The 18,367-nt window shown below is 67.6% G+C and carries 22 protein-coding genes; 12 read left to right on the top strand and 10 right to left on the bottom strand.

Annotation, left to right across the window (positions count from 1 at the left end):
- Positions 1 to 13 precede the first annotated feature (13 nt).
- Both FHU40_RS00110 and FHU40_RS00105 read right to left on the bottom strand, forming a co-directional pair.
- Positions 14 to 610 carry a CBS domain-containing protein gene (locus FHU40_RS00110; protein ID WP_183590277.1) on the bottom strand — a complete coding sequence of 199 codons (597 nt, stop codon included), beginning with the start codon at positions 608 to 610 and terminating at the stop codon, positions 14 to 16.
- A 1-nt stretch (position 611) separates the two neighbouring features.
- Positions 612 to 1,091, bottom strand: a complete 480-nt coding sequence (locus FHU40_RS00105) for a pyridoxamine 5'-phosphate oxidase family protein (RefSeq protein ID WP_183590276.1) — start codon at positions 1,089 to 1,091, stop codon at positions 612 to 614.
- Positions 1,092 to 1,320: 229 nt separating this feature from the next.
- On the opposite strand from FHU40_RS00105, the gene FHU40_RS00100 reads away from it, so the two are divergent.
- A complete protein-coding gene (locus tag FHU40_RS00100) occupies positions 1,321 to 2,256 on the top strand; it encodes a universal stress protein (RefSeq protein ID WP_183590275.1) in 936 nt (311 codons plus the stop codon).
- 35 nt (positions 2,257 to 2,291) lie between these two features.
- On the opposite strand, the gene FHU40_RS00095 is transcribed toward FHU40_RS00100, so the two are convergent.
- Together FHU40_RS00095 and FHU40_RS00090 are read right to left on the bottom strand one after the other, a co-directional pair.
- Complete coding sequence (locus tag FHU40_RS00095; RefSeq protein ID WP_183590274.1) at positions 2,292 to 2,660, bottom strand: CBS domain-containing protein; 369 nt, start codon at positions 2,658 to 2,660, stop codon at positions 2,292 to 2,294.
- Between the two features lie 70 nt (positions 2,661 to 2,730).
- Complete coding sequence (locus tag FHU40_RS00090) at positions 2,731 to 3,057, bottom strand: hypothetical protein (RefSeq protein WP_183590273.1); 327 nt, start codon at positions 3,055 to 3,057, stop codon at positions 2,731 to 2,733.
- Positions 3,058 to 3,234: 177 nt separating this feature from the next.
- Here FHU40_RS00090 and FHU40_RS00085 point away from each other — a divergent pair, with 177 nt between their 5' ends.
- The 6 genes from FHU40_RS00085 (at position 3,235) to FHU40_RS00060 (ending at position 6,549) form a co-directional block, all read left to right on the top strand.
- Positions 3,235 to 3,807, top strand: coding sequence for a hypothetical protein (locus tag FHU40_RS00085; protein WP_183590272.1), 573 nt, complete (start codon positions 3,235 to 3,237; stop codon positions 3,805 to 3,807).
- Between the two features lie 21 nt (positions 3,808 to 3,828).
- Positions 3,829 to 4,011: a hypothetical protein gene (locus tag FHU40_RS00080; RefSeq protein ID WP_183590271.1), complete on the top strand. Its 183-nt coding sequence runs from the start codon at positions 3,829 to 3,831 to the stop codon at positions 4,009 to 4,011.
- A 154-nt stretch (positions 4,012 to 4,165) separates the two neighbouring features.
- A complete protein-coding gene (locus tag FHU40_RS00075) occupies positions 4,166 to 4,747 on the top strand; it encodes a hypothetical protein (RefSeq protein WP_221199472.1) in 582 nt (193 codons plus the stop codon).
- Between the two features lie 383 nt (positions 4,748 to 5,130).
- Positions 5,131 to 5,574 carry a DUF302 domain-containing protein gene (locus FHU40_RS00070; protein ID WP_221199471.1) on the top strand — a complete coding sequence of 148 codons (444 nt, stop codon included), beginning with the start codon at positions 5,131 to 5,133 and terminating at the stop codon, positions 5,572 to 5,574.
- Positions 5,574 to 5,837: a metal-sensitive transcriptional regulator gene (locus FHU40_RS00065; protein WP_183590270.1), complete on the top strand. Its 264-nt coding sequence runs from the start codon at positions 5,574 to 5,576 to the stop codon at positions 5,835 to 5,837. Before FHU40_RS00070 ends, FHU40_RS00065 begins: the two co-directional genes overlap by 1 nt.
- A 136-nt stretch (positions 5,838 to 5,973) precedes the next feature.
- The gene (locus FHU40_RS00060) at positions 5,974 to 6,549 is read left to right on the top strand and encodes an HhH-GPD-type base excision DNA repair protein (RefSeq protein ID WP_183590269.1); all 576 of its coding nucleotides are present in this window, start codon (positions 5,974 to 5,976) and stop codon (positions 6,547 to 6,549) included.
- 37 nt (positions 6,550 to 6,586) lie between these two features.
- Here the strand turns inward: FHU40_RS00060 and FHU40_RS00055 are convergent, their stop codons facing one another.
- Positions 6,587 to 6,793, bottom strand: coding sequence for a hypothetical protein (locus FHU40_RS00055; protein WP_183590267.1), 207 nt, complete (start codon positions 6,791 to 6,793; stop codon positions 6,587 to 6,589).
- A gap of 287 nt (positions 6,794 to 7,080) precedes the next feature.
- Here FHU40_RS00055 and FHU40_RS00050 point away from each other — a divergent pair, with 287 nt between their 5' ends.
- The 4 genes from FHU40_RS00050 (at position 7,081) to FHU40_RS00035 (ending at position 10,068) form a co-directional block, all read left to right on the top strand.
- Positions 7,081 to 7,311 carry a hypothetical protein gene (locus FHU40_RS00050; protein WP_183590265.1) on the top strand — a complete coding sequence of 77 codons (231 nt, stop codon included), beginning with the start codon at positions 7,081 to 7,083 and terminating at the stop codon, positions 7,309 to 7,311.
- 170 nt (positions 7,312 to 7,481) lie between these two features.
- Positions 7,482 to 8,936 carry an RNA polymerase sigma factor gene (locus tag FHU40_RS00045; protein ID WP_183590263.1) on the top strand — a complete coding sequence of 485 codons (1,455 nt, stop codon included), beginning with the start codon at positions 7,482 to 7,484 and terminating at the stop codon, positions 8,934 to 8,936.
- Positions 8,936 to 9,499 carry a hypothetical protein gene (locus tag FHU40_RS00040; protein ID WP_183590261.1) on the top strand — a complete coding sequence of 188 codons (564 nt, stop codon included), beginning with the start codon at positions 8,936 to 8,938 and terminating at the stop codon, positions 9,497 to 9,499. The genes FHU40_RS00045 and FHU40_RS00040 overlap by 1 nt, the downstream gene beginning before the upstream one ends.
- Positions 9,500 to 9,621: 122 nt before the next feature.
- Positions 9,622 to 10,068 (top strand): hypothetical protein, encoded by a 447-nt coding sequence (locus tag FHU40_RS00035; RefSeq protein ID WP_183590259.1) that lies wholly within the window; start codon positions 9,622 to 9,624, stop codon positions 10,066 to 10,068.
- 68 nt (positions 10,069 to 10,136) lie between these two features.
- On the opposite strand, the gene FHU40_RS00030 is transcribed toward FHU40_RS00035, so the two are convergent.
- The 3 genes from FHU40_RS00030 to FHU40_RS00020 form a co-directional block, all read right to left on the bottom strand.
- Complete coding sequence (locus FHU40_RS00030; RefSeq protein ID WP_183590257.1) at positions 10,137 to 10,970, bottom strand: DMT family transporter; 834 nt, start codon at positions 10,968 to 10,970, stop codon at positions 10,137 to 10,139.
- Positions 10,967 to 11,443 (bottom strand): DUF456 domain-containing protein, encoded by a 477-nt coding sequence (locus FHU40_RS00025; RefSeq protein ID WP_183590255.1) that lies wholly within the window; start codon positions 11,441 to 11,443, stop codon positions 10,967 to 10,969. Before FHU40_RS00025 ends, FHU40_RS00030 begins: the two co-directional genes overlap by 4 nt.
- Positions 11,444 to 11,528: 85 nt before the next feature.
- Positions 11,529 to 11,762, bottom strand: a complete 234-nt coding sequence (locus FHU40_RS00020; RefSeq protein ID WP_183590253.1) for a DUF7455 domain-containing protein — start codon at positions 11,760 to 11,762, stop codon at positions 11,529 to 11,531.
- A gap of 701 nt (positions 11,763 to 12,463) precedes the next feature.
- Between FHU40_RS00020 and FHU40_RS00015 the strand changes: the two genes are divergently transcribed.
- Complete coding sequence (locus tag FHU40_RS00015) at positions 12,464 to 14,464, top strand: DNA gyrase/topoisomerase IV subunit B (RefSeq protein ID WP_221199469.1); 2,001 nt, start codon at positions 12,464 to 12,466, stop codon at positions 14,462 to 14,464.
- A 157-nt stretch (positions 14,465 to 14,621) separates the two neighbouring features.
- Here the strand turns inward: FHU40_RS00015 and FHU40_RS00010 are convergent, their stop codons facing one another.
- Together FHU40_RS00010 and FHU40_RS00005 are read right to left on the bottom strand one after the other, a co-directional pair.
- A complete protein-coding gene (locus FHU40_RS00010; RefSeq protein ID WP_183590249.1) occupies positions 14,622 to 17,279 on the bottom strand; it encodes a phage head spike fiber domain-containing protein in 2,658 nt (885 codons plus the stop codon).
- A partial coding sequence (locus FHU40_RS00005) for a hypothetical protein (protein WP_183590247.1) occupies positions 17,280 to 18,367 on the bottom strand: 1,088 nt, incomplete at its 5' end.

Below are 18,367 nucleotides of genomic sequence, written 5' to 3'. Positions count from 1 at the left end.
CCGGCGCCCGGCCTCACCCGAGGTTGATCCGTACGTCGACGACGCCGGCCGCGGTGTTCGCGAGCGCCCGGGCCAGCGCGGCCTCGGCGGCGTCCGCGGGCCCGGTGATCGAGACCGCGCCGTCGTCGACGTCGACGAGCCAGTCGTCGTGGCCGAGCGACGACAGCAGCGCGGTGACGTCCGACGCGATGGCCTCGTCACCGCGGGCAAGCGCGCGCACGACGTCGCTGCGGCTGAGGATCCCCAGGAGTCGGTGCCGACGGTCGACCACCGGCAGGCTCTTGGCCCCGGTCGCGGTCATCAGCTCGACCGCCGTCGCGACGTCGTCGTCGGGCGCCACGGTCACGGTCGCGCGGGTGTAGACGTCCTCGACCGTGACCGGCGGATAGAGCGGCTCGACGGTGATCGGTCGCTCCAGCGCCCGGGGATCCCGGGCGACGAGGTCCTGGATCAGATCGGCCTCGCTCACGATGCCGCGCAGCCGGCCGTCGGCGTCGACGACCGGCATCGCGGTGATCGCGTGGTCGCAGAGCCGCCGCAGGGCCTCCTTGATGCTCGTCTGCACCGTCACGGTCACGGGCTCGCGTGCCATGGCCTCCTGGACCAACATGTCAGCTCTCCTCCTCGGTCGGGGCCTCGCTCCGGGTCTCGGGCTCGGTCCGGTCGTCGCGATCGGGTGCGGGGCGACCCCACAGGCGCCGGCCGGTGACCTCGATCGGCGTCACCCGGATGAAGAGGCTGCGCGGACCCGGCGCCCAGACCTCCATGCCGATCACGCTGTCGGGCACCTCCTGCGGGGGCACCCGTTCGGCGGTGCCGACGACCACGACGCTCCACGCCGACCGGCTCCGCCGGTCGAGGTGATCGACCTCGACCGCGACGCGTCCGCCGGCGCACTGGCGCGCCAGTGCGGTGTAGAGCTGGGTCCGGAACCACAGCGCGCCGTCCGCGACGGCGTAGTTGACGGGGACGATGGCGACACCGTCCGGGCTCGACCAGGCGATGCGCGCGATCTCCTCGTCCTCGAGCAGGCCCCAGCAGTCGTACCCGGTGAGCACGACCGGCGGGGGCGTCGGCATCGTGGTGTTCATCTCGACCTCCTCACACCGGAGCGCTCGGTCCCTCTCGGTCCCGCTCGGTCGATCTCCGTTGCCTCCACGGTGCGGCGGGACGGCGCTCGGCGCCACGGCCCAGGGTCCCGGCCCGGGGTGACCTTGGTCAGCCCGGTGGCGGACGAGCGGCCCTGACGGCGGCGGCCCCCGGGACCGACGCTGGCGAGAGGGGTGGAGTCGCCGCCTCACCGACGTCGAGGAGGTCGCCATGAGCGTCAAGACGGGCATCCAGGAGCAGCAGCGACACGTGGTCGTCGGCGTCGACGGCAGCGCCGACAACCTCGGCGCGCTGCGGTACGCCGCAGCCGAGGCGGCGTCGCTCGGCGCGACGCTGCGGCTGGTGCACGTCGTGCCCGACCAGACGCCGATCTCGCCCCTGTTGCCGGAGGCTCCGGTGGACCTGACGCGGGTGGGCGAGGCGGTCCTGGCCAAGGCGGCCGCCCGAGTGGCCGCGCTGGCCCCGGCCGTGCCGACCGAGCGCTGCCTGCGCCACGGCACCCGGCCCGCGCAGCTGACAGCGGCCGGTGACGGTGCCGTGGCCATCGTCGTCGGCCGCGACGACCGGCCGCTGCTGGAGCGCCTGCTGCGCGGCGACACCGCCACCGGCGTCGCCGCCCGGGCGACGGTGCCCGTGATCGAGGTGCCGGCGGGCTGGCAGCCGGACGAGCGGGGCCGGATCGCGGTCGGCGTCAAGGCGGTCGGACACACCGCCGAGCTGCTCGCCGACGCGTTCGCGCTGGCCCAGCGCCGGCAGGCCGAGCTGCTGATCGTCCATGCGTGGAAGCTGCCGAGCGAGTACGACGACATCATCGAGTCGCGGGTCGACCTCGACGAGTGGCGGCGAGAGGGCACGGCCGAGCTGGAGGCGCTGGTCCGGGACTGGCGGACCGCCTACCCGGACGTACGTGTGGAGCTCCGGGTCGTGCACGACCACGCCGGGCACGCCCTGGTCGAGGCCGCACGCGAGGCCGACCTCGTGATGATCGCCCGGCGCCAGCACGGCGTGCCGGCCGCCGTCCACCTCGGTGCCACCGCCCGAGCCGTGCTGCGCACCGCGCCGTGCCCGGTGCGGGTCGTCGCGCCCGCCGACGTACCGCCGATTCCGTCGCTCGTGGTGGAGCGCCGCGGCGAGCTGGCCCGCTGACGCGGTCGGCCCCGCCCGCCCTACTCCCGCGCCCACTACTCCCGCGCCGTGTCGGCGACCGAGCGCACGATGTCGGCCCAGGTGAGCAGGCCCACCAGCAGACCTTCGACGTCGACCACGCCGATCGCGTCGACGCCGGCGTCGAGCATCTCCGACGCCGCGTCGGCCAGCGGCTGGTCGGGCCGGGTCCGGGGGCCGTCGCGCTCCACGATCGCGGACACCGCCACCCGCCGGACCGTGGTCGGCATGAACATCACCTGGGCCACGGAGTGCACGGAGACGACGCCGACGTAGCGCCCGGTCGCGTCCACGACCACGACGTGCTGGTGCCCGGCGCCGAGCGCCGACCGCATCGCGGTCACGATGCTGCAGTCCGAGCGGACGGCGAGCACCCGGCGGCTCATCACTCCGCGACCCGGTGCGGGCGTGGCGGATCCGGCCGATCCGGCCGATCGTCGCGGGGCGCGTCCGTGGTCATGGGTGCGGCACCCCCGCGACGGGGCAGCGGGCGCGACCGATCACGGGCGCGACCACGGGGCCGGGCAGGACGTCGGACGCCGGGCGCCCGTGGTGCGCGCGGTCGAGGAGCAACTGCGCGGGAGCGCGCGTGTGACCGGCGCCCCCGGAGACCGTGACGACGCCCACGCGGGTGTCGCGACCCTGCGGGTCGCGCCAGAGCTCCTCGGCCGCCGCCACGGCATGCACCATCGGCAGCGGCCGGTGCTCGCGCACCGCCTGGTCCGCGGCCCAGTCCAGGGTCCGTCGCCAGCTGTCCCAGCTGTCCCGACTGTCCCGGCGCACGACGACCACCCCGGGGTCGGGGTGCCTCGATCGGGGTGGACCGCCGCAGTGTCGTCGTCCCTCATTCACGCGGCCAGCGTGAGCAGTGCGGCGGCGCCGGCGGCACGGCCGGAAGGCCTGCGCTCGATGTGACCATGGGCCCTGCCGGCGCCCGCGGTCGGTGAGCACGGTGGTCGCATGAGTAGCTATCGGGCGCTCTGGAGCACGACGACGGTGCTGGTGTCGGCCCTGACGTTCGTCCTCGCCGGGGCGCAGCTCGGCTGGTGGGCGATGGTCGGGTCGGCCGCCATGCTCGCCGCTCTCGGCGCAGTGCTGGGTCTGTGCTGGGTCGAGGACCGGAGCAGGTGGCGGCTGGCGGGGGAGTGCGCCCTCTGGTTCGGCGTCGCCGGCGTGCTGCTCGTCGGCCTGCCGACGGCGCTCGGGGACGTCGCGCTGCTCGTCGTCCTGGCGCTCGGCGGCGCGAGCCCGCCGTTGGTGCAGTGCGGGGTCGACCTCTGGGTGGAGCACCGCCAGGCGCGCCCCCGGGACACCCGGTGGCTGGGCGACCGCGACCTGGAGCGGCGGTGGCGGCGTACGTCGGAGGAGCTGCACGACCCGCGGACGACTCCGGCACTGGCGCTCCGGCTCGTCCGTGAGCGGGAGCAGCTCCTCGACGAGATGGAACGGCGCGACCCGGGGAAGCTCGAGGTCCGGCTGGTCCGTGCCGGGTGGCGCGGCGCCGGTTCCGACACCGAGTTCGGCGTGGAGTGATGGCACGGAGGGAGTTCGGTGATGGCAGGAAACGGATCGGGTGCGGCCGCGGGCGGGGGAGCCCTCTACGCGCTGGGGATCCTTGGCGCCTGGGTCTGGTTCTGGCAGCAGGCGGACGGGTTCTGGTGGCACGTCCTGGCCGTGCTCGAGGGCTTCGTGTGGCCGGCGTTCATGGTCTACGACGCCTTCGCGGCGCTGCACTGAGAGCGACCCGAGGACAAGGGCCCGACCACTGGGCCTCCTGGGCGGACCTTGGTCCCGCCCGATCGGGGAGTCCAGCCCTGTCCCGGACCAACGGTCATGGCGTCGACTGGAACCAGGACGAAACCCACGTGCGACAACCGGGAGGAGAGATCCCATGAGCACCATCCATGGCACGCACGCCACCACCACGACCCCGCAGCTGGCTGACGCCCGGGGTCTCACCGTCGCCGCCGCGCGCGCCCTCGCCGTACTCCGGATCGCGTTCGGCCTCACCTTCCTCTGGGCGTTCTTCGACAAGCTGCTGGCGCTCGGCTACCACACCGGCTACGACGCCCTGGGCAACCTCGACCGGTTCGGCGACGCGGCCTGGATCAACGGCGGCAGCCCGACCGAGGGCTTCCTGAAGTACGGCGCCAAGGGGCCGTTCGAGGGCTTCTACCACTCCATCGCGGGCGCTTGGTGGGCCGACTGGCTCTTCATGGTCGGCCTGCTCGGCATCGGCCTGGCGCTGACCTTCGGCGTCGGGATGCGGATCGCGGGCACTGCCGGCGCGCTGCTCTACCTGATGATGTGGTCGGTCTACCTGCTGCCCGACAACAACCCGGTGCTCGACGAGCACGTCCTCGGTGCGATCAGCATGGTGGTGCTGGTGCTCGCCTACGCCGGTGACACCTGGGGAGCCGGACGGGCCTGGGCCCGGACCACGCTGGTCCGGCGCTGGCCGGCCCTGCGCTGACCCCCGAGCCGACGGCGCGTCGGCCTCCGAGCGCACCGACGCGCCGTCGTTCGCCAGGCTCCGCTCCGCCGCACCGGCGGAGCGGAGCCGTCCGCTGTCCCGAGGTGCCCGCTCAGCGGCGCGAGAACCACGCCGCGATGCCCCGGCGCGGCGCGTCCGGGTGGCCCGGGCACCACTGGTCCGCGGGCACGGCGGCCCGGACCTCGGCGACGTGGCGGCCGCAACCGCGCCAGGTCGTCCGTCCGCAGGTGCGGCATCGGGTCGGTTGGCACATGGCGTCTCCTGTTCGTGATCGAGCCCGGGCCGGGCTTTGAGATATCCCCCCGTGGGGTTATCCCCCCGGGGGGTTATGATGGCACAGGAACACCACCAAGGAGGAACCCATGAGCACCCTCGAGCAGGCCCCCGACCGCTACACGATGCGGATCCGGACCTCGTTGCCGTACGACGATGCCGTCGCCCGCGTGCGTAACGCGCTCGCCGAGCAGGGGTTCGGCGTGCTGACCGAGGTCGACGTCCGGGCCACGATGAAGGCGAAGCTGGACGTCGACGTGCCCGCCCAGGTGATCCTGGGGGCGTGCCGTCCCGAGCTGGCGCACCGCGCCCTCACCGCGGCGCCCTCGATCGCCGCCCTGCTGCCGTGCAACGTCGTCGTCCGCGACGCGGGGGACGGCACGACGGTCGTCGAGGCGATCGACCCGGACGCGATGGCCCGTCTGGAGTCCGGACCGGTCGTCGCGTCGGTGGCCGCCGAGGCCCGCACCCGGCTGCGCGACGCCCTCGACAGCCTCGACGTCCCCGACGTCCCCGACGTCCGGGAGGCGTGATGCAGCTCGATCCCGGTGAGCTCCAGGCCATCGTCAACCGCGCCAAGCGGGCGCACGGCCACCTCGGCAAGGTGATCGCGATGCTGGAGGAGGGCGCCGAGTGTGAGGACGTGCTGACCCAGCTGTCGGCGGTCCTCAAGGCGCTCGAGCGCGCCGGCTTCCAGATCGTCGCCACCGGCCTCCAACAGTGCATCGCCGCCGGCGACGGCCCCGGATCCGTCGACGTCAAGAAGATGGAGAAGCTCTTCCTCAGCCTGGCCTGACCCTGACCACACCTTTCCCGAACGACACCACCGAAGGACCCGGGCCCCGCCCGGCCGCGGGACGTCATACGGATAGTGTGTCCCCTTGCTCGCAACGTATGACGTCCCGGCGGCCGACCTCGGGCAAGATGGGGACATGGCCACGATCCACATCACCGGTGACGACCACGCCGACCAGGTCCTGACCGACGACCCGTTCGCGCTGGTGGTCGGCATGATGCTCGACCAGCAGTACCCCATGGAGCACGCCTTCCGCGGTCCCGCGAAGGTGCTCGACCGGTTCGGCAGCATCGAGCCGGCCCGGATCGCCGCGGCCGACCCGGAGGAGTTCGCGGCGCTGTGCTCGACCCCGCCGGCGATCCACCGGTTCCCGGGCTCGATGGCCGCCCGCCTCCAGGCGCTCGCCGCTCTGGTCGAGGAGAGGTACGACGGCCACGCCGAGCGGATCTGGACCGAGGCGGCCGACGGCAAGGACCTGCTCAAGCGGGTCATGGAGATGCCGGGCTTCGGCAAGCAGAAGGCGCAGATCTTCGTCGCCCTGCTGGCCAAGCAGCTCGACGTCCGCCCGGCCGGCTGGGAGGCCGCCGTCGGCGCGTACGCCGAGGAGGGCTACCGCTCGGTGGCCGACGTGGTCGACACCGACTCGCTGCAGAAGGTGCGCGACTACAAGAAGCAGAAGAAGGCGGCCGCCAAGGCCGCGACGGCGCGCTGACGTCGAGCTGACGGTGCGCTGACGTCGCGGCCGGCGCTCAGGCGTCGAGCTCGCTCTGGCGCTTCAGCAGTTCGGCCGCGTTGCGCAGCGACACGATGTCGCCGACGAGCCGGTGCATCTCCGCCCGGCACTCGTGGATGACGGGGTTGCCCGTCCGGTCCACGGAGCGGAGGTGGTCCTGCAACGCCGACGCGTGCTGGAGCGCGGTCGCCGCCGACTGATCTACGAGTTGCACAACGTCCATCTGTCATCCCCCACATCACGATCCTGGCGCTCACCCGCCAGCCGTCCGGGCCGCCTGCCCTGTCAGACGGGCCCAGGGCTCCATCAGAGCGGACCCGCCGCGGGCATGTACCGGATTGGCCGCGACGACAGGCCGATTTACCTCATGTCGGGGACGCCCGCTCGGCCGTGCGCGCGTGAACGTTTATGGTCGTTCGTTGTCGGATTCGCGGGTCTCGCGGACGGGCCGCCGTACCGCCGGTGTGGCCCCGCTCGGGGACGCCGGCGGAGCCATGGAAGGTGCGAGAGTTGCCCGCAGTCCACGTCCTCACCGTCTCCTCGGGCCTACCCCTCTCGTTGCTGGATGCGCTCCTGACGCGCACCGAGGCCGTGCTGCACCAGTACGGCGCGGCTCGGGTCTGGATCGACCCCGCCGGACCGGGGACGACCGTGCTGGCCGAGTTCCCGCTCCCGACGGGCCGATCGGCGCCGAACGCCGGCCCGGAAGCCGCGGTCATGGAGCCCAGCTCCACCTGCTGAACGGCCGGTCCGCGCTGGGTGCTCGGGCGCCCTCGTCCGCGGCGCGGCCCACCGGCAGGTGGGGGATTGCCCGAATCGCTGGGAGCGCGTGGCAGAATGGGCGGCGCGGCTCTTGACGACACCGGGATGGGCCGCGCCCTTGATCTGGTTGGACCGTCGTTTCACGAGAGGTGTTCGTGTCCTCGAACGCGCGCAAGTTGCTCCCTGCCGAGGTGCTGTCGCACCCTGCCGTCGTGGCCCTGATCGAGCGGGCAGGGCCGACCCGCACCCTCACGCCGGAGGAGGTCCGGCAGGCCAGTGAGGACGCCGCTGTCGAGCCGCGTCACCTCAAGGCCCTGCTCGGCCACCTGAGCTCGCTGGGCATCTCCGTGCACCTGCCGGTCGCCACGACCCGGGCGGTGGCCGCCACGTCGACGCGCAAGACGACGACGGCCAAGGCCGCCCCGCCGGCGAAGAAGCCCGCTCCGGCCAAGAAGGCCGCGGCCCCGGCGAAGAAGGCCGCCGCCGCGAAGAAGTCCGACGAGGGCGAGGCCAAGACCGAGGAGGTCGTGGTCGGCCCCGACGGCAAGAAGGTCCTCCCCGACATCTCCGACGAGCAGTTCGAGAAGGACGTCGCGACCGACCCCTCCATCCAGGAGGACGAGAAGGAGGCGTCGTTCGTCGTCTCCGCGGCCGACGACACCGACGAGCCCGAGCAGCAGGTCATGGTCGCGGGCGCGACCGCCGACCCGGTGAAGGACTACCTCAAGCAGATCGGCAAGGTGCCGCTGCTGAACGCCGAGATGGAGGTCGAGCTCGCCAAGCGGATCGAGGCCGGCCTGTTCGCGGAGGAGAAGCTCGCCAAGGGCGGCAAGATCGCGCCGAAGACGCTCGAGGAGCTCGAGTGGATCGCCGAGGACGGCCGCCGCGCGAAGAACCACCTGCTCGAGGCCAACCTCCGACTCGTCGTCTCGCTGGCGAAGCGCTACACCGGCCGCGGCATGCTCTTCCTCGACCTGATCCAGGAGGGCAACCTCGGCCTGATCCGTGCGGTCGAGAAGTTCGACTACACCAAGGGCTACAAGTTCTCGACGTACGCCACCTGGTGGATCCGGCAGGCGATCACCCGCGCCATGGCCGACCAGGCCCGCACCATCCGGATCCCGGTGCACATGGTCGAGGTCATCAACAAGCTGGCCCGGGTGCAGCGCCAGATGCTCCAGGACCTGGGCCGCGAGCCCACGCCGGAGGAGCTCGCCAAGGAGCTCGACATGACCCCCGAGAAGGTCATCGAGGTCCAGAAGTACGGCCGCGAGCCGATCTCGCTGCACACCCCGCTCGGTGAGGACGGCGACTCCGAGTTCGGTGACCTGATCGAGGACTCCGAGGCGATCGTCCCGGCCGACGCGGTCAGCTTCACCTTGCTCCAGGAGCAGCTGCACGCCGTCCTTGACACGCTCTCCGAGCGCGAGGCGGGCGTGGTGAGCATGCGCTTCGGCCTCACCGACGGCCAGCCGAAGACCCTCGACGAGATCGGCAAGGTCTACGGCGTGACGCGGGAGCGGATCCGCCAGATCGAGTCCAAGACGATGTCGAAGCTGCGGCACCCGTCGCGTTCCCAGGTGCTGCGCGACTACCTGGACTGATGCGACCCGCCCGGCCGCTCCGGAGGTCCGCCGTCGCGGCGGGCCTGCTGGCCGCGGCCGTGGTTCCCGGGCTGCCCGCGGCGCCGGCGGGCGCCGCGGAGGCGACGTACGACGACCCCGCCGACGCCACCGCGTCGCTGACCGACATCCGCACCGTCGCCATCAAGCACACCCCGGCGAAGCTGCGGGTGGTCGTCGGCTTCACCGACCTGCGCCGCCGCTCCGAGGGCGGGGCCGCCGGCCTGACGATCTTCATCGACACCCGCAAGGACCGTCGCGGCGCCGACTTCGGTCTCACCACGGGCCTCCAGGACGGCACCGACTACCAGCTGCTGCGGATCCGGCGCGGCCACCCCGTCGGCGCGCCGCTGACCTGCCCGCACCGGGTGCGGCTCGGGTTCGCGGGCGACCGGCTGGCGTTCGACGCCGTGCGTAGTTGCCTCGGCGAGCCCGGCCGGGTGCGGATCGGCGTGAAGATGCGCGACGACTTCGACCCCTCCCACCCGGTCCTGGACTGGCTGGGCGAGCCGCGGTCCTGGACCCGCTGGGTCCGCAGCTCCTGAGCGGCCGCACGCGAGCTGGGTCAGACGTCCGGGCAGATGCCCGGACAGGGGCGCGGCTGATGGGTACGCTCGACCCGAGCCGGCGCGCGCAGCCCGGTGGAACCGGGGGCACTCTCATGGGCGTGGTCAACAAGCTGGCGGCGGCGATCGCGGCGCTCGGTCTCGTGGGGGCCGTGGCCGCCCCGGCCCAGGCCGCGGGCCACCGGGTGCGGGCCACCGGCGAGGAGGACGCCAACCTTCGGGTCACCTTCAAGGTCGTCGTCAAGAAGGGCGAGGCCGTGAAGGTGAAGAACGTCAAGATCTCCGGCCTGGACTACCTTTGCGAGGACTGGCAGACCGCCGGGGAGGTCAGCATCAAGCTGAAGCGAACGTTCAAGGTCGACTCGGTCGGCACCGTGGCGAAGAGCAGCGTCCAGAACGGACACGACTACTTCCTCAAGATCTACTTCGACAACGACAAGGGCAGCAAGGGCCGCGGCTACTGGACCAGCGAGTTCATGAGCGGGCCACTCGGGTGCTTCACCAGCTGGGAGGACAAGCCGGTGAGCAGCTACTTCGAATTCGGGTGATCCGCGCCTCGGCCTCGGCCGAGCATGCCCGTCTCCGGCGCGGCGCCCACGAGGACGGCGAGTAGCGGCTACCCGGCGGCCACCAGCACCACCGCCCCGGCGCACAGCACCAGCCCGACCGCCTGGGTGCGGTGCACGTGCTCACGCAGCACGGTCGCCGCCAGCAGCACCGTGAACGCGGGATAGAGCGAGGCGATGACCGCGGCCACCGTGAGGTAGCCCTGCTGGGTGGCGACCTGGAAGAGGCCGGTCGCGAGCGCGCCGAGTGCGCCGCTGATCAGGCCGCCGAGCGCATACCGGTTGCGGGGCACCCAGTCCTGCCGGAGGAGCAGCGCGACCACGATGATGAGGACCCCGCCGACGAACTGGTTGACCGCCAGCGGCAGCCAGCCGGCCTGCTCCGGCACCTGCGCGAGCGCGGCGAAGAGCGCCCCGAAGCCGAGCCCGGCCAGCACCCCGTCGACGAGCCCCGACCCGGGGCCGATCGGTGGGCCGTCGGCCGGCTCGCGCGAGACCAGCCAGATCGCCGGCAGCGCGGCGACGACCCCGAGCCAGACCAGGGACCCCGGCCGCTCGCCGGTGGCGAGGCCGACCGCCACCGGCACCAGCACCGCACCGACACCCGAGACCGGCGCCACCACCCCCATCCGGCCCGACGACAGCCCTCGGTAGAGGAACGCCGTGCCGAAGCCGTTGCCCACTCCGGCCAGCGCCGCCCAGAGCAGGTCCGCGGTGGTGGGCGAGCCACCGTCGAGGAGGGCGACGGCCAGCACCAGCACGGTCCCACCGAGCTGGGCGAGCAGGGAGACCGCCCAGGGGCCGCCGCGCCTGGAGAAGAGGCCGCCGTTGAAGTCGCCGAGGCCGTAGGTGCCCGCCGCGAGCAGCGAGAGGAGGACCGTCACGTCGCGATCACCCCGCCGAGCCAGACCACGGTCGCGCCGAGGGCGGCCAGGAGCTCGATGACGATGCTGAGACCGACCGCCTTGAGCGAGTGCACGGTGGACGGCCAGGCCTCGCGGGTGCCGACCCGCGCGAGCTCGGCCAGGTAGACGCCGAGCACGAAGCCGAGGAAGAGCCCGATCACGGGCACGACGAAGAAGCCGACGACGCCGAGCAGCACCCCGACCCACTGGGTGCTGGCCGGGATCCCCGCGACCTGGAGCCGGCGACCGGGTACGACGTACTTGACCACGGCGCCGGCGGCCACCAGCAGGGTCGACGCGGCGAACACGGTCCAGGCCGTGGCACCGCCCTCGGCCCAGGCCCAGACCAGCACGCCGGCGACGACCAGCACCGATCCGGGCAGGATCGGGACCAGGATGCCGACCAGGCCGACTGCCACCAGCACGGCGGCGAGCAGGGTGGTGGCGGTCACGAGTGGCAATCTGCCACAGCCGGAGATGCACCGCGGCCCCGGACACGAGGTCCGGGGCCGCGGTGGAAGTCGGGCGTCTGGCTGATCAGCGCTCGCCGTCGGGGGCGCTGCCGGGCGTGGTGGACAGCTTGTGGGTCTCGTCGATCACGTTGACGGCGATCTCCTTGAGCTTGTCCCCGTGCTCGCGGGCGTGGTGCGCGCAGAAGAGCAGCTCACCGCCCGACTGGAGCTCCACGCGAAGGTAGGCCTGGGCTCCGCAACGGTCGCAACGGTCCGCGGCGCTCAGCGCGGCGGCGTTGGGGGCAAGTGCAGTGGTCACATCGGCCTCATTTCTCGTACTGCCTCGGTGTCTGCCACAACGTAGCGACCGGCTCCAAGATTCCCGTCCTGGTCCGACCGCCACGTGGCGGGTAACACGGTCAATCCAATCATGTTCTGTCTTCCCTCATCGGCAGCTTTTCATGCCTTGAGAGGCTGTCGGTGGGGGAATGTCACTCACGGGTCCAACCCTGCTGTCGAGTGTGACGCGCGGGGCCGACGTTCCGTTGCGGAACCGGCCGTCCGAGAGCCGATCGTGTCCACATCGTGACGTGATCCCACATGCCGCGGTCGGGTGCTGCTGGTGTGCGGTCGCTGCCTAGATGACTAATTCCAAGGTCTCGCACGCTACGCGACGCTCAGCATCCACGCTGGCTGCGTTGCCAGCGCTCGAGAGACATCCAGTCTGTCGTCGCGCCGGCGCCTGGCCAGCGCGGCGCTGAGCGCCGCTCGCTTGCACGATCCCTTGGAATTACTCATCTGGTGGTGCTCGGGGAAGTGCTGCCCACGCTAGACCCGGGGTCGGCAGGCGTGCCTGCACCGGGGCCCGGCGTGTCGCGGGTAGATTCGGGGTGTCCAGTCCGTGCCACCCGTACCCACCCAGTGCCACCCCGTAGGAGCCCCACGATCGCCGACAACACCTACAACGCAGCACACCTCCTCGTCCTCGAGGGGTTGGAGGCGGTTCGCAAGCGTCCGGGCATGTACATCGGGTCCACCGACACCCGTGGGCTGATGCACTGCCTGTGGGAGATCATCGACAACGGGGTCGACGAGGCGCTGGCCGGCGCCGCGCACCGGGTCGAGGTCACCCTGCACCCCGACGGCTCGGCCGAGGTCCACGACGACGGCCGCGGCATCCCGACCGACAAGGAGCCCAAGACCGGGCTCCCGGGCGTCGAGGTGGTGGCGACCAAGCTGCACGCGGGCGGCAAGTTCGGGGGCGGCTCGTACGTCGCGACCGGCGGCCTGCACGGCGTCGGTCTCTCCGTCGTCAACGCGCTGTCGGCGCGCATGGACATCGACGTGCAGCGGTCCCCGGCCGAGCAGGGGCTCTCCTTCCGCCACGGTGCACCCGGGGTCTTCTCGGGTGAGGGGCCTGAGGCGTCGTTCGAGCCGAAGTCGGGTCTGACCCGCAAGGGCGCGCGGGTCGCCAAGGGCAGGAGCGGCACCCGGATCCGGTTCTGGCCGGACCGGCGGATCTTCACCAAGGACGCCTCGTTCGTCTACGACGAGCTGATCGGCCGGGCCCGGCAGACGTCGTTCATCGTCCCGGGCCTCGAGCTGGTGATCCGCGACCTGCGTGGCACCGGACCGGACGGGGGCCCGCGGGAGGAGAAGTTCCGCCACGACGGGGGCATCGCGGAGTTCGCCGACTTCCTCGCGCCCGACGAGCCGGTGACCGACATCGTCCGGCTCCAGGGGTCCGACACCTTCACCGAGACCGTGCCGCTGCTCGACGACAAGGGGCACATGACCCCGCAGGACGTCGAGCGCGAGCTGCACGTCGACGTCGCGGTGCGGTGGGGGACCGGCTACGAGACCGTGCTGCGGTCGTTCGTGAACGTCATCGCCACGCCCAAGGGTGGCACCCACGTGAGCGGCTTCGAGAGCGCGGTCACCAAGACCTTCAACGACGCGATGAAGGCCGCCAAGGTGCTCAAGGTCAACGACGACGACGTCATCAAGGACGACGTGCTCGAGGGCATCACGGCCGTGGTCACCGTGCGGCTGGCCGAGCCCCAGTTCGAGGGCCAGACCAAGGAGATCCTCGGCACGCCGGCGGCGCGCACCGTCGTACGCCGGGTCGTGTCGGCGGAGCTGAAGAAGTTCCTGACGTCGACCAAGCGGGCCGAGAAGGCCCAGGCCAAGCTGGTGATGGAGAAGGTCGCGGGGGCGGCCAAGACCCGGCTCGCGGCGCGACAGCACAAGGAGACCCAGCGCCGCAAGAACGCGCTGGAGTCCTCGGCGCTGCCCTCCAAGCTCGCCGACTGCCGCGCGGCCGACAACGACCGCACCGAGCTGTTCATCGTCGAGGGCGACTCGGCGCTCGGCACCGCCAAGCTCGCGCGCAACTCGGAGTTCCAGGCGCTGCTGCCGATCCGGGGCAAGATCCTGAACGTCCAGAAGGCCTCGGTCGGCGACATGCTCAAGAACGCCGAGTGCGCCTCGATCATCCAGGTCGTCGGCGCCGGCTCGGGACGCACGTTCGAGCTCGAGGCGCGCCGCTACGGCCGGATCATCTTCATGGCCGACGCCGACTCCGACGGCGCGCACATCCGCTGCCTGCTGGCGACGCTGTTCTTCAAGTACATGCCCGACCTGATCGCCGCCGGACGCATCTACTCCGCCGTGCCCCCGCTGCACCGGATCGAGCTCGCCAACCCCAAGAAGGGGATGGACAAGTACGTCTACACCTACTCCGACGACGAGCTGCAGCGCACCCTCGCCGACCTGAAGAAGAAGAACGTGCGCTGGAAAGACCCGGTGCAGCGCTACAAGGGTCTCGGCGAGATGGACGCCGACCAGCTGGCCGAGACGACGATGGACCCGCGGCACCGCACGCTGCGACGGCTGACCGTCGACGACGCGGAGAGCGCGGCCGGGATCTTCGAGCTGCTGATGGGCTCCGAGGTCGCGCCCCGCAAGGAGTTCATCGTAGCGGCAGGGGGGCATATGACAGAGGAAGATCTGGACTACTAGCCTCAGACACGCAAGAGCCTCTCCCTACCAACTCTAGGGAGAGGCTCTTGTCTGGGTGGATCACTCAGCGTCGAGCGTGACCACCATGTTCCGTGGCTGTAGATACACAAAGACCGGCATCTTTCGATACCGGCCTCTGTGCTTCTTAGGAGAAGTCTCACGCTGCCTCGTAGATGACATAGCCCTGAACGTAGGCACCAATCAGGGATGATCCGGGCCACTCAATACTGTTGTCATGTGGCCTGAAGATGATCATTCCGCTGTGTCCGAGTGTGTAAGCATGACCTGAGGATATGTAGCCAGTTGAGTTGTTCAGAATGGTGACTTCCCCAAGGTGCTCACCCCAAATGTTCGCAATTGAATAGTAGGTGCTCGACATAGGAACCGGAACCGAGATCGCTGCTGTTGAACCTGACCCTGATGTGATGTAGATCCTGAACTGATAAGTGATGGTGTTTCCAACTCTCATCCAGCGAGATCGTTGAACTGATCCGGTCATGTTGACGATTGATGGCGTGTAGTTCTGCCATACGCCTGGTGCCACACCTACACCCTGGAATGGTGGTGACTCTGTGCTGACTGGTGTGGCCACTGAGCCGGTATCAGCAAAGGTGTACGTCACTAACCATCTGAACTTCTTATCCTTGTCGGCACTGATGGTGTGCTTGATACCTGTGATCTGATGATTTCCTTCTACTGACTGACCATCAGGTAGAGCAAAGGAGACATAGACGTTTGAGTACAGGTCATTGGCAAGTACTGTGTATAGGTGCTCTTCCTTGGTTACCGCCCATGTCAGAGATCTGATTCGCACCTTTGGTTGGGCGTTGGCTGCCAGGATGGAGTTGGCATAGGAAGAGATGTAGGAATTGTTCTCGTTCAGTGGAAGACCACAGATCTTGAACTCCTTTGTTCTCACACCCCACTTCTTTTGTGAGGCTACATCTGCATAGCCTGATCCGTCAGAAGGCCAGTTGACCTCTGTGGTGCGTGCGGCTCCTACGTCGTATCTCAACCACTTGATGACAACGTTGTTGATGCAGTCTGCTGCGTCCCAATCGATCTTTAGTCCGTCTGCCTGTGGTGCGATGTTATGCACTGGGTCAGCCTCAATCTCTGGGCTGCTGTCGTAGAAGGCAGTTAGAACAGGTGGATTCCAACCCGTGTGTGCCTGTAGGACGTTGTTTCTGTCGATCCATACCTTGGCTAAGTTGGTGTCTCTGGTGACGATGATCTGATCTGTCATTTTGGCATTTTCGTTGTATGCGACTACTGACGCACTTGTCACTTGATTACCGGACCCGTTGATGTTCCATGGCACTCCTTTTCCTTCAAGGGTGTATGCCAGGTCAGCAATGTTGGCAACTACGGAGTTCTCTCCCTGCTCTGCCAACACTGAATAGTTGTTGGTGGTAGGAATGGTGATCTTGACACCCTTGTCCTTCTTCAGAGGGTCATAGTCAACCGTTGGGCTTCCGATGCGTCCCTCATAGAGCGTGTAGAACTCTGCTGCCTTCAGACCACTTTCAGTGAATGAGTTCCTGACACGGATACGCACACGCTTGTTTGGTCTGATTAGGGCATCAGCATCAGCGGGGGATAGGGCTGCGTCATACAGCGTGAATCCACCTAAGCCCGGTGAGAACTCAGCAGTGTCGATCTCTAGGTGTGATGATGACCCGAGAATATTGCGGAACTCGGCAGGCTCAACAAATGCAAAGTCTGTGCTTGATTCTGTTGAAGCGCTTGCATGGGGTGTACCTGACCACCCGTAGACCTTCTGCGCCGTTGATGACTTGGAACCATCGAAATAGGTACTTGGCGTGGTTCCCTCTTCTAGCATCATGGCGTCTGCGTAGTACGTTGCAGCGCTTGTAACAGCAGCCGTGTAGTACATGACCCACACGCTTGTGGCATTTGATGGTGCTGTTGCTGTGGCAGAGAATCGTGTCCAAGTTGAATTGGTGTTGATATTGACGATCTTCGTACTAATTTGGGTGTTGGTCGATGTGAACCAACGTAGGTACAACTGACCCGCGCTAGCGCCTGTGCTCTGTCTTAGGTAGGTGCTGAATGTGTAGTCCTTACCTCCACTGATAGGGACTTGGGTATAGAAACCTACGTTTCCCCAACTACCGGCCATTGATAGGCAGTAGGTCCCTGAGTAGGCACCTACTGCCAGTCCTAGGGGTGCACCCATCGTGATCCATGTCGCTGTATCCAATTCAACCGATGGGTTAGGAATCAGGTTGGTTTTGACCGTGCTGATTGCACCTGATGTGTTGGCCCATGTGACCATCACGTTTTTCAGATCAACGAAACAGTTTGCGTTGGGTGTTAGGGGAGTGTCAGTCGGACCAGCCATCCTGTAAATGTCTGCTCGGAGTCTGACATATGCGGTACCTGCTGGTGCTAAGGCGGGTGGTAGTAAGTACTGTCCGCTACCGGTCGTGAATCCGTTAGTCTGAGTCCCACTACTGATAAGTGTCTTACTAGAGTTGTAGAACACTGGACGTAGTTTGATTCTGTGACCAGCAGTGATGTTGGTAATGTCAACTCGTGCGGCCACATATTTACCTGCGTCTACTGCCATCAACTCTGTTGTGAAGTACCCGGCGATTGCTGACGGAGCATGTTTGTATGAGATTGTTGGCAGACCTGCACTGGTGCCGGTGTACATGAACGAGCCGGGTACAGGTGACTCCCATGCCCATGTACCAAGTTCTCCACTTGGGTTCTGAACTAGGTTAGGTAGTCCTTCCTGATCATCCTCCACTTCAAATCTCAAATGTTCTCTAATGTCTTCGATCTTCATTTACTTTGCGCCTGTTGCGTAGTAGGCGTCTAGAGCCTCCTTAATTTCCTTACCGGCCTGTGCTGGGTTTGCTCCCACTGGCACGGTTACGTTGATTGTGATGGTGGTTGTTCCACCTGATCCATTAGTTGCGAATGCTGCTGTTTGGAACTCAGGCTTGAAACTTCCGGTCATGGCATCGCTGACCCTGGCCATGGCCTTGACTACACCGCGTGTGTCTTCTAGACCGATCTGTAGTCCCTGTGTGGTGTGCTTACCGATTGCCTTAAACACTCGTGATGGTGACGCAATACCAAGTTCATCCTTGATTTCCTTGATCATGGACTTGGCTACATTCTTAGCCCACTTTCTGACCTTGGCATTGTTTGAGTTCAGACCCTTGATGAATCCGTTGCTGGCCTGCGCTCCTGCCAGTTGCATGCCACGTGCGCCAGTTAGAGCGAGTTCTGCGGCATGTTCAGCGATGCGCTGGCTTAGTAGGGCTGCCTCTGCGTCTACGGCTCCCAACTGGCTTGATAGACCGTTTACATAGCCCTCCATGTTGGCGATACCCGCCGCATAGAGATTGTTGGCACCTGTGGTACCTAGGGCGTCGGCTTCATTAGTCAGGATGGAGTTGAGATTGTTCATCTCCGTGATTGCCTCTGAGCCACCTGATGCAAGTGCCTCGGCGTAGGCCAATCCGCCTTCTACACCGGCTGACAGAAGTTCCTTGTACAAGTCATCGTTTAGACCCTGCTCGCGCAATGAAGCCATGACAGCGGCAAATCTGCGCACCATGTCGATGCGTCCACGCAACTGCTGAATCATTGCGTCTGAGGTAAATGCAGAGTTCAGACTGGTGATTGAGCCATAGTCAAGTACTGAGTTCTTGATGGATGCCGCATAGTCGCTAGAGGTTTGTTTTAGTTCCTCTAGTGCCTTCTTTGCGTCGTCCAACTTGCTGGTCAACTCATCACGACGAACAAGAACCTTCTCTAGAGCCTTGGACTCAGACCTAAGGGAACTGACAGCCTTCTTCTCAGCAGTCTTGTAAGAGCGCTCTAGAGACTTGCGTGCCTTCTCCTGGCGCTTCTTCTGCGCTGCTG

It is taken from the genome of Nocardioides soli (assembly GCF_014191495.1).
Classification (GTDB): Bacteria; Actinomycetota; Actinomycetes; order Propionibacteriales; family Nocardioidaceae; genus Nocardioides; species Nocardioides soli.
Note: the sequence above shows the minus strand (reverse complement) of the source record. Positions and strands in the feature narration are given on the sequence as shown.

What these genes read in the sequence shown, in the direction of transcription:
- FHU40_RS00105 (WP_183590276.1), bottom strand. Translation starts at nt 1,091, where the DNA reads ATGAACACCACGATGCCGACGCCCCCGCCGGTCGTGCTCACCGGGTAC.
- FHU40_RS00070 (WP_221199471.1), top strand. Translation starts at nt 5,131, where the DNA reads ATGAGCACCCTCGAGCAGGCCCCCGACCGCTACACGATGCGGATCCGG.
- FHU40_RS00010 (WP_183590249.1), bottom strand. Translation starts at nt 17,279, where the DNA reads ATGAAGATCGAAGACATTAGAGAACATTTGAGATTTGAAGTGGAGGAT.
- FHU40_RS00055 (WP_183590267.1), bottom strand. Translation starts at nt 6,793, where the DNA reads ATGGACGTTGTGCAACTCGTAGATCAGTCGGCGGCGACCGCGCTCCAG.
- FHU40_RS00040 (WP_183590261.1), top strand. Translation starts at nt 8,936, where the DNA reads ATGCGACCCGCCCGGCCGCTCCGGAGGTCCGCCGTCGCGGCGGGCCTG.
- FHU40_RS00100 (WP_183590275.1), top strand. Translation starts at nt 1,321, where the DNA reads ATGAGCGTCAAGACGGGCATCCAGGAGCAGCAGCGACACGTGGTCGTC.
- FHU40_RS00110 (WP_183590277.1), bottom strand. Translation starts at nt 610, where the DNA reads ATGTTGGTCCAGGAGGCCATGGCACGCGAGCCCGTGACCGTGACGGTG.
- FHU40_RS00015 (WP_221199469.1), top strand. Translation starts at nt 12,464, where the DNA reads ATGTACATCGGGTCCACCGACACCCGTGGGCTGATGCACTGCCTGTGG.
- FHU40_RS00085 (WP_183590272.1), top strand. Translation starts at nt 3,235, where the DNA reads ATGAGTAGCTATCGGGCGCTCTGGAGCACGACGACGGTGCTGGTGTCG.
- FHU40_RS00080 (WP_183590271.1), top strand. Translation starts at nt 3,829, where the DNA reads ATGGCAGGAAACGGATCGGGTGCGGCCGCGGGCGGGGGAGCCCTCTAC.
- FHU40_RS00065 (WP_183590270.1), top strand. Translation starts at nt 5,574, where the DNA reads ATGCAGCTCGATCCCGGTGAGCTCCAGGCCATCGTCAACCGCGCCAAG.
- FHU40_RS00095 (WP_183590274.1), bottom strand. Translation starts at nt 2,660, where the DNA reads ATGAGCCGCCGGGTGCTCGCCGTCCGCTCGGACTGCAGCATCGTGACC.
- FHU40_RS00060 (WP_183590269.1), top strand. Translation starts at nt 5,974, where the DNA reads ATGGCCACGATCCACATCACCGGTGACGACCACGCCGACCAGGTCCTG.
- FHU40_RS00075 (WP_221199472.1), top strand. Translation starts at nt 4,166, where the DNA reads ATGAGCACCATCCATGGCACGCACGCCACCACCACGACCCCGCAGCTG.